This is a genomic window from Bartonella sp. LJL80 (assembly GCF_054871565.1).
Window position 1 is genome coordinate 1 of record NZ_JBTXLM010000004.1, and the last position, 17632, is coordinate 17632.

The following is a 17632-nucleotide window of genomic DNA, read 5'->3' on the forward strand; positions in this document are numbered from 1 at the left end:
ACATGAAGAAAACTCTACTGGGCTCGGTTTCATTTATTTGTGTTGCGCTTTCGTGCACGCAGCCGCTCTGGGCAGAGTCACTGTCTGTTTCCAATGGGTCAACGGTTACCGTTGATGGAAAGACCTATACGTCGACAGGGGCAACCTATTCCGGTTCTGCCGTTTTGGCTATCGGTGCTTCAAGCAAAATTCTGGGTTCTAATCTCACAATTTCAGATGGTGGAATTCCTGTCCAGTCTGGCACCTTATCTGCTCCAGTATTCGCTTATTCCGGTGGTCGTATTGAACTGGCAGACAGCAAGATAAGCGGTGCCAATGCAATTGCAGCGCAATATAGCGGCAGTCAGGTGGTCATGAATGGTGGTGCCATCGACACCCAATCGACAGTAGTTGGAGATGTCGTCAGCGGCGTGCAAGTTCGAAATGGCGGAAGTGTCACACTGAATAACGTAACGTTTACGGGCAATAACGGATATTATGCAGGAAATGTCGGCTCGTTTCTCACGGTAAACGGCGGAACGATGCAACATGTCGCCATGACGGGAAGCGCAATCAATATATATGAAGGCGCAGGTGGCCTTATCGACGGCACCAAAGTTTCGTCAACTGGCGCGGCTTTTGATGTTGGTTCAGGAATGTCGGATCGAAGTTCAGCTACCGCAAGAAATTTTGACTTTACCACGACTGGCCAAGATGGTTCCGGTGGTGTTGTGACTGCTAATTTCATGAGCAGTATTACTTTGAGCAATGGCAAGCTGACTTCTACAAGTGACTCTGTTGCCGGTATCTGGGCAACAGGCTTTGCATCAACAGGTGACAGACGAACAGAAGTGGTTGGTGATCGTTTGACAATTGTTACGCAAGGTGTACGCGGATATGGTGTCACAACATATCAGTCTTCGGTTACATTAACCAACAGCGACATCAGCGTTCACGGCCAATCAAGCAATGGTGTGTATGCTGATGCGCGCAGCCTTATTTCGCTTACACATGGTAGCATAAAGGTCACCGGCAGCAGCAGTACGGGAGTGCAGGCATTCAACGTACAGTCAAGTGTTATTCTCAATGATGTCACTGTTGATCTAAGCGAGACAGCAACCAATAGTTACGCCACTTCTGCCGATTTCCAATCATCTATTTCGGTTGAGAAAAGTCAGGTCAGTGTTCTTGGTGAAAATTCCAGCGCGATCAATATTCTGCGCTCGTCCAACATTACGCTGACAGATACAAATGTGACGGTTAGTGGCGCAAATGGAAATGGTATTGTTTATCAAAATTCTTATAAATATGATGCGCAAAATGTGGTCACGATTATCGGCGGCTCATTGGATGTGCAAAATGGTTATGCAGTAACAAGTACGCAGAATGATAGCTTCACCGATAACGCCGCTAATACGCTTATATTGAAAGATACGACCCTTTCCGGCGGGAAGGGGCTTGTGAATATTACACAGCCAAGCAAGACATATGCGACCAAAGTGGCGATTGATGCCGACAATTCGAAGCTTTTCGGTGCTTCCCATTTTGCCGGTAACACCACTTTAGATGTTGCGCTGAAAAACAATTCTGTCTGGACGGTGACGCGGCCCGATAGCGAGGATGGAAAATCTGCGGTATCAAGCTTGTCATTAAACAATAGTACCTTGGCTTTTTCGGCACCGGTTGATGATATCTATCAGCAACTGACGACGGCAAAGCTCGACATGGTCAATGGCAATGTCACGCTGAATACCTATTTGAACACCGGTGGAAGCCTTTCAAACCAGTTCACTGATCGTCTGCTGGTAAACGGTGATGTCACCGGCACCGCGACGGTAAACATTGTGACGATGGCGGGAAGCCCAGGTGGTGCGACATCAGTGGAAAGTTTCACCAACGAAGAAGGTATTTCCATCATTCAGGTTTCCGGTCAGGCTGCAGAAAACAGTTTTGCTTTGGCCGGCGGATACGTAACCATGAATGAGAAGCCCTATCAGTATTCGATCTATGCTTATGGGCCCGGTTCTTCACGCGGTGAGGCTGCTGACGATCAGCGGCTAGTGAGTGGCACCACTCCCTATTGGGATTACCGGCTGCAAAGCGTCTATGTAGAACCACCTGTTCCGCCAGTGGTGCCACCTGTAGATCCGACAGAGCCGCCTGTTGACCCCGTTGATCCCAATGGTGGCGGCAACGGTGGCGGAACGACACCGCCTGTCAAGGCGGTTGCACCCCAGCTTGCCAGTTATCTTGTGGCCCCCACAGCGCTGTTTCAGGCAGGCCTGATGGATATCAGCAATTTGCATAGCCGCCTTGGCGAGATCCGTCAGAACAAAATGGGTGATAGCCGCGGGCAGGGAGAGTTCTTCCTGCGCACCTATGGCGGTACCTATGACACGTCATCCAACCGCAGCGCTTTGAACTATGGCTATGATGCCGATATGCAATATGCTGCCATTCAGGCGGGCGGAAACCTCTATGCCATTGAAACGGCCAACAGTATCTCCCGTTTTGGTTTATCGGGCAGCTATGGTGAATTGTCTTTCGAGCCGAAGCATGTCTATGGCAGCGAAAAGAATGATATCGATAAATGGACAGTATCGGCTTATGCCACCTATCTGCGTGATAATGGTTTCTATGTTGATGGCATTATCTCTTATGGCGGCTTTAGCGGTGATGTATCAACCTCGCTACGCGGCAAGACGGCCAAGGTCAAGGGTGACAGTTTTGCTGTATCCGTTGAAACGGGAATGCCTTTTGAAACGGGTATTGCAGGTTTAGTGATCGAGCCGCAGGCGCAACTTGTTTATCAGCGTCTGATGTTTGATACGCAGCGTGATATCGACAACTTCCGAGTTGATCTGGGCGATCAGGACCAGTGGACGGCGCGAGTGGGAGGACGTTTGGTCAAGACTTTGCAGCCCACGGCGCAAGGGCGTGTGGTAAGTGTTTACGGTAAGCTGAACCTTTTGACGAGCTTTGGCGATGGCGGAACAGTGAACCTTGGCGACAACTTCAAGCTTGGAGATTTTGGTTCGGCCATTGAGGGCGGTTTGGGCATCAATGCGAAAATGTCGGAAAACTTCTCGCTCTATGGCGATGTCGCCTACCAAAACAAAATCGAAAAAGCGGGCATATCTGGCGCGACGTTTAATGCCGGCATGCGCTACCAGTTTTGACGATGAAGTTGGCGGTAATCTTGGTTATCCGCCAATAATTTGAAGCACGTGCCCTTTTTGCGATGAATCTTTGGTTTTGTGGAAACGGGCCATGCCAATATCAACTGCAACGGCAATGGTTTCGACATCGGCTGAAGAACGAACCAATTTGAGAAAGCGAAAGATAGTTATGAAAAATTTATGGAAATCGGGTGTTTTTTCAGTGATGATGACGCTAGGTTTAAGTCTACCTGTAGCTGTGGGGCACGTATCTGCCGTACAAGCACAGGGACTAGGTCTTAATGAACGCCGGATTGTAAGCAACTACCAAAAAACCGTTTATCCCGAACTATTAAAAGAAGTTCAAAAGGCTGCCGGTTTCGATGTTGCTGTAGAACCTATGTGGGAAAGCTTTTTCAAACAGGATTTTGCTGAAAATTTCGGTGATGACTGGTATTTGAAGGATGTGTTTTTTAAGCCGCTTATAAAAGCTCTGCAATCTGTTACCCGTGATGACGAAGGTAAGACGGCACTTAAAGAGAAATTGCATAAAATAGTTATGAAATATGATGCTGAGACGGCGCCCGTCAGTAACTATAAAAACGGTGTTTCTTTCGCTGATGGGGTACTGACACTCAATTTCGCACCGGGTGTAAATGCCGCCGACATTGATAACAGGGCATCCGCGATCGAAGAAATTTTGTCGCAAGGTTTATAATATTCAAAAAACTTTTGTTAGCGCCTTTAACGGTGGGGCAAAACAGTCCTGCCGTCAAAGGCGGTATAGGCTTTAACAGCAAGGCAGGAAAATCTTTCGCTTTATGGCGTTGCTGCCGAAGAAACAATATGAAAAAATCGGCTTATCCGGCGCACCATGCAATGCTTGATTGTGCCGTATTGTTGGTTCGTTATTGAGCTGACGTTGATAGGCGCATCTTACTGGTCTTGACAATTGCAACGTGAACGTTTCGATTGTCTCTCATTGGATGAGAGGGCAGAGATGATGAAAGTTGCTGTAGGACAATTTGCGGTGGCAAAGGATTATGCTACCAATCTTGCAACGATAACCCGCTTGGTGGCAAAGGCGGAAGGTGAAGGCGCTAATTTTCTGGCATTGCCTGAGTGCATATTGGCCCGCGATGCATCCGACCCTCATTATACTGTTAAAACGGCGCAGCCGGAAGACGGCCCCTTCGTTTCCGGTCTTTTGGATATAAGCGTCAAGAATTCCGTTGCTTTATCACTGACATTCAACATGCAAACCGATGGTGACAAAGTTCTTAACCGCCATTTGTTTATCCATCAGGGTAAAATAATTGCCCATTATGACAAGTTGCACCTTTATGACGCTTTTGCGGTGAAAGAATCCAACAATGTTGTGCCCGGTGAACGGGTGCCACCTATCGTCGAGTTTGGCGGGTTCCGACTTGGATTGATGACATGTTACGATATCCGTTTTCCTGAACTTGCCCGACGCTTGGTTGTTGATGGGGCAGACATATTGCTTCTACCAGCCGCTTGGCTGAAAGGCCCGGGCAAAGAGAGCCATTGGGAGATTCTGCTACGCGCCCGCGCACTGGAAAATACCTCCTATCTCATTGCTTCGGGTGAATGCGGCGAACGCAATATCGGTATGAGTATGGTGGTTGATCCACTCGGAATTATTATGGCACAAGGCAACGCAGGCGAAGGCTTGTTTACGACCACCGTTGATCGGCAAAGGCTGCAAGATGTGCGCGCGGCGCTGCCCTGCTTGCAAAACCGACGTTTTATCAGGCCGGAATTAGGCAAGGGTCAGGACCTATCAATTTAACTGATATGGCACAATAGAGCGCTTTTCGACCTGATGCTATCAGGCCGGAAAGCGCTCTAGAGCACCAGTTTTTCTTCGCTTGGTTTACTTAAATTCCGATTGCCGGCCCCAATAATACGGGCAAGCTCTATTTTTTTGGACGAGTCCATCACGTTTAATCACAAAACGCGTGATCACCGTGACGTGGTACGGGATCGCGTTATCGTAGAATTATTTAAGTATCTGTTTTTTATATTTAAAAACATCATCACAAACCCGTGATCAATAAACGCGTATGTGAATAGAAAAGCTCGTGTGAAAAGCGCATCTCTGTTTCAAGAGATCACAACAGATCAACAGATTTGAAGGGGTCTTTAAAAACAGCCGACCGCGCTTGCTTCAGATGGCAGCCCTTTCGGTAGACGTAAAAAGGAGAGTAAAAATGAAAAAATCAGTTCTTATTGCAGCAGCAGTTCTTTTAAGCGCAGGCAGCGCTTTTGCAGGAAACAGCTTTGGCGACGGTGCACGTGAAAACCGTTATGTACCAGGTCAGTCGTCTTCAGTTGCAGCCCAACAATTTAAAGGTGACAACAAAGCCTATTTCTATCGTGGCGATGGCTCGGTCGAAGACTCCTATTATCCGGGACGTCATCTGAACTCTCCTGTTTCCCGGCACGGCGTCAGTGAACAGGAAATGAAAAACTTTGGGGATGGTTCGCCAGCCAATCAGGGTTCGTAATTTCCCCATCATCGCGATCTGAGAAAACCCGGAAGTTAACGCTTCCGGGTTTTTTCTTTAATTGCGCAACGCATTGATTTGTGCTGGTATACGCCCCTTAAACGGTGGCAATGAAGGTGGAAGATCATGACACGAGTTCTAATATTGGGTGCGGGCGGGGTCGGTGGATATTTTGGCGGAAGATTGGCCGAAGCGGGGCACGATGTCACCTTCTTGGTGCGCCCCAAACGCCAGAAAATCTTGGCTGAAAACGGTTTGCGAATTGAGAGCCCGGCTGGGAATGCCAAATTGCAGGTCAAAACCGTAACACAGGAGACACTGAAGGACGATTATGATTTCGTTTTTCTCACCTGTAAGGCATTTGATCTTGATACGGCGATTGCCAGTATTCGCCCTGCCATCGGTGAACATACCGTATTGCTGCCGGTTCTTAATGGCATGGCACATATTGATCGGCTGAATGAAGAGTTTGGCAAACACCGTGTCATGGCGGGCTGTGTTGTGATTCAGGCAACCTTGTCTGCAGACGGCGTTGTCAAACATTTGAATAATGATGCTTTGGGTTTTTTCGGTATTCAGGACGGTGGGACCGATCCGAGAGCATCTCAATGGGCAGGCTTGTTTGACAATGCACGCGGCGTCAAAGTGCGTGCTGTTGACGATGCCATGCAGCGTATGTGGGACAAATGGGTACGTTTGGCTACATTGGCAGGTATGACATGCATGATGCGAGCCAATATCGGAGAAATCACCCGTGCTTACGGCGGCACAGAAGCGATCACGGAATTTCTCAAAGGAAACAACCGCGTGGCCACAGCGGAAGGCTATCCGCTGGATGCCGAAAAGATGAATGATACGGGAAGTTTTTTAAGCGGGCGTGACTCTTTGGCGACCGCTTCCATGCTTCGCGATATTGAGCAAGGCAACGCAACAGAAGGCGATCATGTTTTGGGTGATCTGCTGGCGCGTGCCAAAAAATATGACATTAAGCACCCGATCTTGTCGCTCGCCTACACGCACATCAAAGCTTACGATGAACGCCGCCTATCGGGACGCGATCGTTAGGCGTTCGCGTCCTGCGCCTCTTATGGTCTTGGATTTATATTTTTAAACCGGCACCTCGATGCCGGTTTATTTATCTGGTGATGCTATGCGTTAAGCCAATGTTTCACGTTGCCAATGGATGTCCAACACTTCACGAAAGGCAAATCGCTCAATATGGCGGTCAAAGACGCCTTCCATCCGCAAGGCATCTTCCTCATCGGGCGTAAGGATTTGTGCCACCAGCTCGTTCTCTTCAGCAAACATATCAAGCGTGACATTTTCACGAAAAGGGATATGCGCTTGTTTCTCATCGAAAGTGAGATCTTCGAATTTATGGCTCCAATGCTTGGCAAGCTGCTGGAGATATTTACTGGCATGTTCGGTTTTTATAAGAGCCCTAGAGCGAATGGTCATTGTTTGTTCCTTCGACGAAAATTACTTGATTATTTTTATCAAGATAAGGTTTTTCCATCTTTTCGGCAATGGTCTATAACGCTTTTGCCTTCACATCAAATTCAACATGGATAGTCTTGCCCAACCATTGGCCGCTGGCATCATTCTGCTTGCCAATGCCAAATGCCAGTCGTTCAAGATCGGCATTGCCGGTTACATGTGCTACACCGTCGGTTTCAATAAAGGTGAACGGCACGTCGACCGTAACCTCAACACCGCGAATGGTAATGGTAGCTGTGGCACTGTAGGCATTGTCATGCAGATGCTTGAACTCGGTCAGAATGACTTTAATCAACGGATTTTGTGCAATATCCAAACCATCCGCTTCCTTGATTGATCCCGAGACATAGGAATCATCATAGCTGATAGACGCGCTACGAATACTGATTTCCGCACGTGCATCGCCAAGGTTCGTCGGATCGAAACGTATATTGGCATCCCAATTGCCAATCTTGCCCGGTTTTGATGTACCGGAGAAATCCAAATGGTAGCTCAGCGTTGATGTTTGTTTGTCTATTGCCCAATTGGGTGTAAATCCGGCCGTCATTGGAGCAGCGTGTTGCACGCTATGGTCTGGCTGATTTGGACGTATCATCAATTGTCCGATGCCAAGGCCGACGCCAAGAAAAATAATGACGATTGCCCAGCTTGCCAAAACGCTGCCACGACCAACCGGTTTACGGGGAAGAGTACGAGTTGGCACCATACGCTGGAGTTCCGGCACATGGTCAATGACCATATGTTTCAACGCACCGCCGACATGCAGCCCCAGAAGTACCACGAAACTATAGGCCAATATCATATGGGTATAGGCTGCATAGTGTTCGATAACGGCACTTTTATTCAATGGAAGATTCGGCCAAACAAGGCCGGAAATTTTGAAAAAAAGCGTCGGAATGGCTGTTGGCGAGGTGGAAACAACTATCCAGCCGGTTATAGGCACCATCAGCATCAGGATGTAAAATAGTGCAGCGACGGCATTTGCGGTTAAGGCCTCAATTTTCAACATCGGGGCGTGTGCAGGAGGTTTGTTCATCAAACGCCACGCAATACGCGCAAGCGTTAAAGCCAATACCAAAAGACCGAATGTTTTATGCCATTGAATCATTGAAAATCGCAATGAATCGGCAATCTGTGGCACGCGTTCCATCGCGAAACCCATCGCCAATTGCACGATGATAAGCAAGGCAATGAGCCAATGTAAAATCATGGCACCGGAATTGTAGCCATAGAGACGGGAATTTGTTGCTTGCACAGACATGATGTTACGCCTTGGATAAAAGAAACCCCACCCATTTTCAGGCGGGCAGGGCACATGGAATGCGGCTTCAAACATCAATCCGTGGATTGACGTTCGATCCTCACAGAAAACGGATTAGTTGGCTGGTGCAAACTCGGCTTCGATCGTCAGATTGACATCGTCGCTTACCGGGCCTACCAGCGTGTTGACACCAAATTCGCTCCGCTTGATCACACCGGTGGCGGAAAAGCCGATGGCAGGCTTCTTAGACATTGGATGCGGGTTTAGAGCAGCATTCAATGTCACGTCGAGTGTCACAGGCTTGGTAACACCATGGAATGTCAGGTCACCGGTTACTTTACCGGTCTTTTCTCCGGTCAATTCAATCGACGTCGATTTGAATGTGATGCTGTCAAATTTGGCGGCGTCGAAGAATTTCTCACCTGCGATTTCTTCATTGAATGTATTGGGCTTGGCTGGGTAATTGGTATCAACCGATTTCGGGTCGATGGTGACGTTTAACGTCGATTTTGCAACATCGGCAGAATCAAGCTGTAGCGTGGCCTTGATTGTATCAAAACGGCCATAATAATTGGAAAGGCCGAAATGCTTGACGCTCCAAAGAAGGTTGGTATGGGCGGGATCAGATGTATATTGGCCTGCGGGTACGTCTATCGTGGCAGCTGATGCGGCTGTTAGTCCGGTGAAAAGAATTGCGGCGGCGATCATTGGTTTTTTCAAGAACATGGGTGGTCTCCTTATGGTATCAAACTGGAACTAATGTAGCGCAGGTCATTGATATTAAAAACAGTCATAATGAATACAGATTGTTTTCAAAAAGTAGACAATGGCTTTTATCCGAACGCCCCTTGCGTTTTTCGTGCACTCTTTCCATATAAAGTTCGGTTTGGGGTTTTAAAGTTATATCGATTATTGGGGATATTGGCCCGCAAGCGGGTGTTGTTCTAGAGGGAAGATGATGGGCGTTTTACGCTATTTTACTTGGGCTTTTGTATTCACCTTTATCGGTTTAGCGCTTGGCGGGTGGCTTGGCTTTGTTGAAACCGGCACGATGAGCGGTGCTTTACAGTTTTTCTTTATCTGTTGTGTTCTTGGCGTTTTGGAAATTTCGTTGTCGTTTGACAACTCCATTGTCAATGCGCGCGTGTTGCGTGACATGACTCCGGAATGGCAGCACCGCTTTCTCACATGGGGCATTATCATTGCGGTGTTTGGGATGCGTATCATTTTCCCGTTGGCAGTGGTTGCCTTTGCTGCTTGGATCAATCCGTTGGCGGCAATTAAATTGGCAATATGGGAGCCGCAACATTATGCGCAAATCATGACGGATGCCCATGTAGGCATTGCTGCCTTTGGCGGTACATTTTTGCTGATGGTGGGCATGAAATATTTCTTTGATGCCGAAAAGGATGTCCATTGGATACAATTGATTGAATCCCGTGCGCAAAAATTCGCCTCTATTCAGGGTATTGAAGTGGCTGTCGCTTTGATCCTCATTCTGGTCTTTGCCAATCTGGTAAACGACGCCGATGAGCATACATTCCTCATTTCGGCGATTTATGGCTTATTGACCTTTCTTGCCGTGGAGGGGCTGGGAGCATTCCTTGATGCGCGCAAACCATCGATGGATGCGGTTTACAAAGGCGGGGCAGGTGCATTCATCTATCTTGAGGTGCTGGATGCCAGCTTTTCATTTGACGGGGTGGTTGGTGCGTTTGCGCTGTCTAAAAACCTGTTCATCATTGCCATTGGCTTGGGCATCGGCGCCTTCTACGTGCGTTCGATGACTATCATGCTGGTTGAAAAGGGCACCTTGGCGCAATATCGCTATCTCGAGCATGGCGCGTTTTATGCCATCCTCATCCTGGCGGTCATCATGTACGTTCAAACGCTGGTTCATATACCGGAGGTCATCACCGGATTGATCGGCATGTGCTTTATCCTGACAGCGCTTTATTCATCAATTCGCTTCAATCGCAACCATCCTGATTGGCATTTGCAAGTGCCTAAGGACGATTAATAATGCGTTTTAATATTATAGCGATGATTGGCCCGTATGCTGTTTCCATCCGCATAGGGGCCGATTTTTCAAGAGATGCTGGTTTTGTCTATTGCGATTGAAAGCGACGATTGCCGGCTAGAGCAGATCCATTTTATGTTGGGTCATAGATCAGCTCTAACTCTTTGTTTAACCGCAATTCTTATCCGAAAACCGCTTCATACTTTTCGGGAATTGCTCTAGCCCACCATAAGCAATTCGACACCAGCCTCATTCATTGCTTTCAGCATATGGTCGAGAGAACCGTTCAAATCGATCCCCGCACAGGCACCGAGGGCCACGCTGGCTTCAAAACCACAACGCACAGCATCCAACGCTGAATATGCGACGCAAAAATCCGTTGCCAATCCGCAAAATGTCAACTTTCTCACGCCGCGTTCTTTCAAATAACCTCTGAGCCCGGTTGGTGTCTTACGGTCATTTTCAAAAAAAGCAGAATAGCTGTCAATGTCGCGATTGCTGCCCTTACGCAGGATGATATCGGCCTTATCAACGGGAAGCGAACCGTGCAATGCCGCCCCGATCGATCCTTGGATGCAATGATCCGGCCATAAGGTTTGCGGCCCGTAGGCGACATTGATTGTGTCATAAGGGGCCTGATCGTCGTGATTTGACGCAAAGCTTTTATGGTCATGCGGATGCCAGTCTTGTGTCAACACAACATGGTTGAAACGCATCATCAACGCATTGACCGCAGGTAGGATAAGGTCACCATCAGGCACTGCCAACGCGCCGCCGGGGAGAAAATCATTTTGCACATCTATAACAATCAGCGCTTCACTATACATCGGGCTCTCCTGTGATATGCGTCCATTTGGCGGTTGCAGTCAGACTGAAACAGTCATATCAAACAGATAGATTGATAAGCAAGGATGACAGTGATGAAAATTACCATGATTGGAACCGGTTATGTCGGGCTCGTTTCAGGCGTGTGTTTTGCCGAATTCGGGTTTGATGTCACCTGCGTCGATGCCAACCCTGCAATCATTGAACGTTTAGAAAAAGGCGAGGTTACGATCTTTGAGCCTGGCCTTGATGAGTTGATGGCGCGTAACAGCCGTGAAGGCCGCCTTACATTCTCGACCGACCTTGAAGCCAGTGTAAGCGATGCCGATGTGGTTTTTTTAGCAGTCGGCACACCGTCACGCCGCGGCGATGGCGAAGCAGATTTGCAATATATCGAAAAGGCATCCGATCAGGTGGCAGCAGCCATGAAGCAGGGTGCTGTGGTGGTGATTAAATCGACAGTCGTGGTTGGCACCAATGCGCGCATCCGCGACAGGATGAAACAAGCGCGCCCCGATGTTGAATTTTCCATGGTGTCAAATCCGGAATTTCTGCGTGAAGGTTCTGCCATCGAAGATTTCATGCGGCCGGATCGCGTTGTTGTCGGCGTTGAAGACGAAAGAGGCCGTGAGACCATGCGACGCTTATACCGTCCGCTCTATCTGCGCGAAACCCCGCTGGTTATAACGTCGCTCGAAAATGCGGAATTGATTAAATACGCCGCCAACGCTTTCTTGGCCATGAAGGTTACATTCATCAATCAGGTTGCCGACCTTTGCGAGAAAACCGGCGGTGACATTCAAGAAGTCGCACACGCGATTGGTATGGATAAACGCATTGGTTCAAAATTCCTTCATGCCGGCCCGGGGTTTGGCGGTTCTTGTTTTCCAAAGGATACCCGTGCATTCGCCGCTACCGGCGCGCGCTATAATGCACCACAACGGTTGATCGAAACGGTTATTCAGGTCAATGAAGAACGCAAGCAGGAAATGGGAGCGCGTTTGATTGCAGCAGCCAAAACCCAAGGTGCAGACACTGTCGCTGTGCTGGGGGTGGCATTCAAGCCCAACACCGACGATATCCGCGAGTCCCCGGCACTTGATATCATCAAGACATTGCAGCAGTCGGGCTTGAAGGTGCAAGCCCACGACCCTGAAGGCATGAAAGCAGCACAGGTGCTCTTTCCCGATGTTGTTTGGTGTTCTTCACCCTATGAAGCAGCCAAGGGCGCTGGTGTGACAGCCATTCTGACCGAATGGAATGCGTATCGAGCCATGGATCTTAGAAAGCTTGCCAGTGAAATGGCCGGAAATGTGCTGATTGATTTACGCAATATTTACAAAGCCGAAGACCTGAAAGGCACAGGTTTGCAATACAGCTCCGTAGGCCGCCCGCTGATTGGCTAGGCCCTGAAAGGGTTGGGCAAAAATCTTGTCTGAATGCGTCGAAAATTCTTGACGGTGGCCGACACCGTTTGCGATTTTTCTCCTATTCAGCCAAAATTTTTACACCAACGCAATGAAAAGTTAAACTGTTACCGCGGCCTAGGGCAGGACCTATGAATTTGACTGATATGGCACAATAGAGCGCTTGCATATGAAATTAGTTCTGATCCTGTTCGGCATCGTTGTCATCGTAGCGTCAACATTGTTTTTTCTGTGGTTCAGTGCCATGGGGTGCATGTCGACAACCGCTATCGCCTGTCATCACAACGATTTCATCACAATGGATGCTGTTTACCTATTTTATCTCCCGGTGCTTATCGGCCTATTTTGCATTGTTTGCGGCTTTCGTATTAGCCGAACAAAATAGGCCAAACATAGGGCTGGAAAGTGACAACAAAAACGGCGCATGGACAGGTTCATGCGCCGGTTTTTTATTCGCTGAGTTTTTTGATTTCGGAATAGCTGTCGCCCAACATGTTTTTAAGTGCTTGTTCTTCGGTCAGATGATTATTCCGGCTCTGGATGGCATACATGGTCAGCCCCCCGACAAGCCATAACAACAAAATAATATATTCCGGAAATTTCAAGGACATGGATGTGCCGGGCATCAGCGTCATGCAGATAATGGCTACCGCACCGAAAGCCCCTAGAATTGGCATCCAGGACCAGGATACCTGATAGGGACGCTTGTTATCGGGATATTTACGGCGGATTTTATACATGCATAAAACAGTCAAAGCCCATGACAGTCCGACATAGACGCCACCGGCATCCAAAAACCATATCATTGCGCCTTTTCCCAGCCAGCCAAGCGCCAATGTAATGATGAGTGTCATTGTCAGGGCATTTGCCGGTACGCCGTTTTTATTGACCTTGCCAAGGAATTGCGGCAGCAAGCCGCCGCGCCCCATGGCAAAGATGATGCGCGAACAGCCCATAGCCATACCGAGGGAGCCGGTTCCCATGCCTAAAAAGGCAATCCCCATGGCGGCATAACCAAGTGCGGGATATCCGGCATGGGTGAAAGTCGATATCGCGCCAAATTCCATACTGGCAGAATCCTGCCAAGGTATAATCATTGCGGTGCCCAGCAGAACCAGACAGTAATAGCCGCCGGCGATAATAATGGTCAAAACGATAGCCACACCGATTTTCTTTGGCGAGATTTTAGCTTCTTCAGCCAAGAGAGAAACAAGACTGAAACCAGTGAGAAAGGTCAAGGCCGGAATAACAAACCGCATGGTCGATGCAGCCCCGTGCACCACATCGGATTGTGTTTGGCCGATTGCGGTAAAAGCAGGAAACAGATTGTCCCAACTGCCAAGGCCGATGCCCGCGGCAGCCAGCGCGACACCCAGAAGGACCTTTACCGTGAACAATATTTTCTGCGTGCTTGCACCGACATCAACGCTTTTACTGTTCAATAGATAGAAGACAACAACAAGCACGATGCCGGACAAAAGCTCGCCAAAATACACTTGGCTGCCGGCAATGTTGTAAAGCGGAATGCTCTCCATTGTCGGCTTTAATATCGGCAGGCCTTTGCTTAAAAGCCCGCCAAATGCCGCCATGTAAAAGGCGGTGGAGCTGATAAAGGCACCAATGAGAAGCCATCCCACAATAAAGGATAGCGTGCGATTATAGGCGATGAAGGTGAATAGAATTTCACCGCCGGCTCTTGGAAATTGCGCCGCCAATTCTCCATAGGCTACCGCTACACAGCATGCCAGTAGACTGGCAAGCACCATGCCCAGAATAACGCCGCCTGCCGTATATTCTGCAAAAAAGTAACTTGTCGTATAGATCCATCCTGAGCCGATAACACCGGCTGACCCCAAAATGACCAATGATGTGAAACTCAATGACTTATTCAACGATGATGCCATGTCGTCTGCTTCTCCCGAGTGGTTCCCTGCTAATATTTTAAAAACGGATATCCGTATTTCATGTTAGGCCTTGTTCCAGATATATCCGCAATCAGAAATCATGATCGCGTGTTTATGCTTTAAGCAATGGGCTTTGCTTCCCCATAGATGGCAAAGTCTTTTGCGTGGTAGAATGCCCAAAGCTGGTTGCCATAATCATAATGCCACCACTCGCTGGTAATGTTGGTGAAACCGGCCTTTGTCATCGCGTTGTATAATAAGCGACGGAGCGTGTGGGCTGCATGTTGGGATTGGCTTTCATAGGCACTGGTAAATGACGCATCCGTCGGTTCGTCGAATGCTGACCCCATATCCAGATAGTCCCCCGTGACTCTATCATACAAGCTGACATCAACCGAACCACCGGTGAGATGTGGACTTATAAAATCAGCCGCCGCTGGTGCAACAAATTTTGACAACATGGTTTGAAATGCTGCATCATCCAGATCGGGATAGGTCTTTTTGATGACATCACCGACCTGATCCAGCAGAGCACGTTGCACTGCCCGCGGACGCCAAGCATCCAGCACCACAATGCCCAGATTTTCGGGTAGAAGCGCAACAGCATCATGCAGTTTATCGACGATGCTTTGCCGAACGAAACAGTGATTGATGGCATAAGGTATCTGATGCCTGAAATAGATCGGGTCTTGTTTCAGCCGTGGCGCATCTTGTATCTCGACAAGAGGTTCATCACTTTCACGAATAGCAATGTTTCTCACAACATCCCAATCGTGGCTGGGTAAATCAGGAATAGCCTGATCGCTCAAAGGCGGCTTCATATATCACTCCTCCAGATATATAAATTTCATATCGGTTTTATACGGATTTTTGTCTGCATTTACAGGCTGTTTTATACAAAAATGTGCTTTTACCATTTAGTTCGTAAAAACGCGGTGGCTGGACGTGTTCCCAATCCGTAAACGCCCAGCCACCTTGTCCCGTGCTTGATACCATCGGTCCCCCAACCAGCGTAACTGGCATCACACAAGGAATCGGCTGTTGAGTGCCTATTGTGCGTGCGGTTGATTTTTATGATTGGTGACAAGCCATGCTGCCATGGCGTGGTAGAGCTGATCGCGCTGAACGGGATTGAGCGCCAAGTAGCGACGAATGTGCGTAAGCATGTCTTCAGCACTCACGTCGAGCGGGAGGTTGATTGTCTTATCCAGAAAGGCATCAACAAAACTGCTAAGGTAGGATTTGAACTGTGCGTTTTCGGTACTGAAAAACAAAGCGGGTGCGACATCAAAAAATTCGCAAATATCTTGCAAAACTTCGGCATTGATTCGTTGGTTGCCGTTTTCATAGGCTTGTAATTGCGCAAGGGTAAAACCAATTTTTGCGGCAAAATCTACTTGCGCAAAGCCTCTTCCTTCGCGCAAACGGCAAAGGTTCTGCCCGACAATTTGGTCAATCGACATGCTGGCTTCACTGCCATCTTTTAACGGTATGGGTGTTGATGATGGTGTGATAATCGGCATGGACTTTCTCCCGCAATGTCCTGTGGTGCATCCGACACAGGGAGTCTATCGGGAAAGTTCGTAACTGTCGCATCGCTTCCAGTCATGGTGCCTTGTGTGCCAACTTAGGCTTTTCACATACACAGGCCATTCGCGCCCATGCAGCTTCCACCGTCGCCCCGCTTATTCAGCGGTAAGCACATATTTTTATAACACCATGCTCCCCGACCGAATAGGAAAGAGTCGGGAAGCTGGCGAGTTCCATCACAATCTGTTACGGGAAAACCAGTTTCATAATGCTGGCTTCCCCACACAGGCTGCAGGGTTCTCTTCTCCAGCACGATGCGATCGTTACGACACGATAAAGTGGGGATGCACTGGTCTCTTGCCACTTCAATTGATGATTATAGGCAAGAAAAACAAATTGTCACGGGAAATAATTGAACAGTTTTTATAAGACTGTCCTTTTTCAAACAGTGTTATCTTGTTCCGACACATGACATCAAGGTTTACAGCACGGAAAAGACCAGTTGCCTAGGTTCGCCGTTTTATAGTGTACGATTCATATTGCGTTTTCGTATGCTTTTATAATCCTAAGTCTCTGGATTTCCAGCAGTTATAACAGTTGAAAAATATCAATCACGTTCAAAACGATATATACGGTATTTATCAGCTATTTCGCCGTTTCCTAAATCATAAACACTATGAATATCAACGTCCTTCCTTGCCATGGGAAAATAGAGGTTCTTATATCCATGATCGGGATCGCTCATGCGTGAATAAACATAGTTCTTATCTTTGATGAACAATTCATTGATGCGTGTGACGCTGTTTCGGTCAATCATATTGGCCAATTGAGGCCCCGAAGTATAACTACTATAGTAAACGTGAGAATGGTCAGTATACCAAATAGCCGTCAAAGCACGAAAACTGGCAAGGTCGAGTTCTGGGGGTAATTTAATTTTTTGCAGCCGTGGATGGCCGTATAGGTCATACTGATAAAGGTAATCCTTGTCTTTGAAGTATTCTCCAACCATCTGAAATGTGGCCTTGTCATAGGACCCGGTTTTCTTGATTTTACCTAAAAAACCTATTTGATAAATACCTTGATTGTCAGCGTAGACTGTACCTGCACCGTTGGCATTTGATTCTAAAACGTGGATTGTTTGAGGATCAAGAAAAGCGATCTTTTTGCCTTTAAACCAGACGTGATCTTTGTCCTTTAAAAGTAACCTGGCTACAATGGTTGCACTGTCAGTATCAATGTTTTCAACCTTGTGATTGTGGTAATAAATGTCGTTGTCACGCTTAGTATAATAATCATCTTTTGATGGCTGGAAACAACCGACCAAAAAAAACATAAAGCTTGAGGCAAGAGAAATTATAATGATGGAATCTCGGACAACTACACTTCCAGTCCGTGAGCTATTTTTATGTGGTTTATCTAAGCTGATTTCTATCATTTCTCTTTACCCAGCAACGTATATCGTATGAAGATGCGAATGAAGCCGGATAGGTTTCGCACCGT

At 47.8% G+C, this 17632-nt stretch carries 15 protein-coding genes; 7 read left to right on the plus strand and 8 right to left on the minus strand.

Annotation, left to right across the window (positions count from 1 at the left end):
- From ACYSNS_RS06855 to ACYSNS_RS06875, 5 genes are all read left to right on the plus strand, one after another.
- On the plus strand, positions 1 to 3158 hold a 3158-nt coding region (locus ACYSNS_RS06855; RefSeq protein ID WP_461722418.1), incomplete at its 5' end, for an autotransporter outer membrane beta-barrel domain-containing protein.
- A 169-nt stretch (positions 3159 to 3327) separates the two neighbouring features.
- Positions 3328 to 3855 carry a hypothetical protein gene (locus ACYSNS_RS06860; protein WP_461722419.1) on the plus strand — a complete coding sequence of 176 codons (528 nt, stop codon included), beginning with the start codon at positions 3328 to 3330 and terminating at the stop codon, positions 3853 to 3855.
- 282 nt (positions 3856 to 4137) lie between these two features.
- Positions 4138 to 4950: a deaminated glutathione amidase gene (locus ACYSNS_RS06865; protein WP_461722420.1), complete on the plus strand. Its 813-nt coding sequence runs from the start codon at positions 4138 to 4140 to the stop codon at positions 4948 to 4950.
- A gap of 421 nt (positions 4951 to 5371) precedes the next feature.
- The gene (locus tag ACYSNS_RS06870; RefSeq protein WP_461722421.1) at positions 5372 to 5668 is read left to right on the plus strand and encodes a hypothetical protein; all 297 of its coding nucleotides are present in this window, start codon (positions 5372 to 5374) and stop codon (positions 5666 to 5668) included.
- Positions 5669 to 5794: 126 nt separating this feature from the next.
- Positions 5795 to 6733 carry a ketopantoate reductase family protein gene (locus tag ACYSNS_RS06875; RefSeq protein WP_461722422.1) on the plus strand — a complete coding sequence of 313 codons (939 nt, stop codon included), beginning with the start codon at positions 5795 to 5797 and terminating at the stop codon, positions 6731 to 6733.
- Between the two features lie 90 nt (positions 6734 to 6823).
- Here the strand turns inward: ACYSNS_RS06875 and ACYSNS_RS06880 are convergent, their stop codons facing one another.
- The 3 genes from ACYSNS_RS06880 to ACYSNS_RS06890 all read right to left on the minus strand — a co-directional run bounded on the left by ACYSNS_RS06880 (position 6824) and on the right by ACYSNS_RS06890 (position 9152).
- On the minus strand, positions 6824 to 7126 hold the full coding sequence (locus ACYSNS_RS06880; protein WP_461722423.1) for a DUF2218 domain-containing protein: 303 nt from the start codon (positions 7124 to 7126) through the stop codon (positions 6824 to 6826).
- Between the two features lie 73 nt (positions 7127 to 7199).
- Positions 7200 to 8426, minus strand: coding sequence for a cytochrome b/b6 domain-containing protein (locus tag ACYSNS_RS06885; RefSeq protein ID WP_461722424.1), 1227 nt, complete (start codon positions 8424 to 8426; stop codon positions 7200 to 7202).
- Between the two features lie 114 nt (positions 8427 to 8540).
- Positions 8541 to 9152: a YceI family protein gene (locus ACYSNS_RS06890; protein ID WP_461722425.1), complete on the minus strand. Its 612-nt coding sequence runs from the start codon at positions 9150 to 9152 to the stop codon at positions 8541 to 8543.
- 232 nt (positions 9153 to 9384) lie between these two features.
- Here ACYSNS_RS06890 and ACYSNS_RS06895 point away from each other — a divergent pair, with 232 nt between their 5' ends.
- Complete coding sequence (locus ACYSNS_RS06895; protein WP_461722838.1) at positions 9385 to 10446, plus strand: DUF475 domain-containing protein; 1062 nt, start codon at positions 9385 to 9387, stop codon at positions 10444 to 10446.
- Positions 10447 to 10664: 218 nt separating this feature from the next.
- On the opposite strand, the gene pncA is transcribed toward ACYSNS_RS06895, so the two are convergent.
- The gene (pncA, locus tag ACYSNS_RS06900) at positions 10665 to 11273 is read right to left on the minus strand and encodes a bifunctional nicotinamidase/pyrazinamidase (RefSeq protein ID WP_461722426.1); all 609 of its coding nucleotides are present in this window, start codon (positions 11271 to 11273) and stop codon (positions 10665 to 10667) included.
- A gap of 93 nt (positions 11274 to 11366) precedes the next feature.
- On the opposite strand from pncA, the gene ACYSNS_RS06905 reads away from it, so the two are divergent.
- Positions 11367 to 12677, plus strand: a complete 1311-nt coding sequence (locus tag ACYSNS_RS06905; protein ID WP_461722427.1) for a UDP-glucose dehydrogenase family protein — start codon at positions 11367 to 11369, stop codon at positions 12675 to 12677.
- Between the two features lie 470 nt (positions 12678 to 13147).
- Here ACYSNS_RS06905 and ACYSNS_RS06910 read toward each other — a convergent pair whose 3' ends face one another.
- The 4 genes from ACYSNS_RS06910 to ACYSNS_RS06925 all read right to left on the minus strand — a co-directional run bounded on the left by ACYSNS_RS06910 (position 13148) and on the right by ACYSNS_RS06925 (position 17567).
- Positions 13148 to 14602, minus strand: a complete 1455-nt coding sequence (locus ACYSNS_RS06910) for an APC family permease (RefSeq protein ID WP_461722428.1) — start codon at positions 14600 to 14602, stop codon at positions 13148 to 13150.
- Positions 14603 to 14721: 119 nt separating this feature from the next.
- Entirely contained in the window at positions 14722 to 15423 is a 702-nt protein-coding gene (locus ACYSNS_RS06915) for a M15 family metallopeptidase (RefSeq protein ID WP_461722429.1), read from the minus strand.
- Positions 15424 to 15651: 228 nt separating this feature from the next.
- On the minus strand, positions 15652 to 16125 hold the full coding sequence (locus tag ACYSNS_RS06920; RefSeq protein WP_461722430.1) for a helix-turn-helix domain-containing protein: 474 nt from the start codon (positions 16123 to 16125) through the stop codon (positions 15652 to 15654).
- Between the two features lie 614 nt (positions 16126 to 16739).
- On the minus strand, positions 16740 to 17567 hold the full coding sequence (locus tag ACYSNS_RS06925) for a DKNYY domain-containing protein (RefSeq protein WP_461722431.1): 828 nt from the start codon (positions 17565 to 17567) through the stop codon (positions 16740 to 16742).
- Positions 17568 to 17632: the final 65 nt, after the last annotated feature.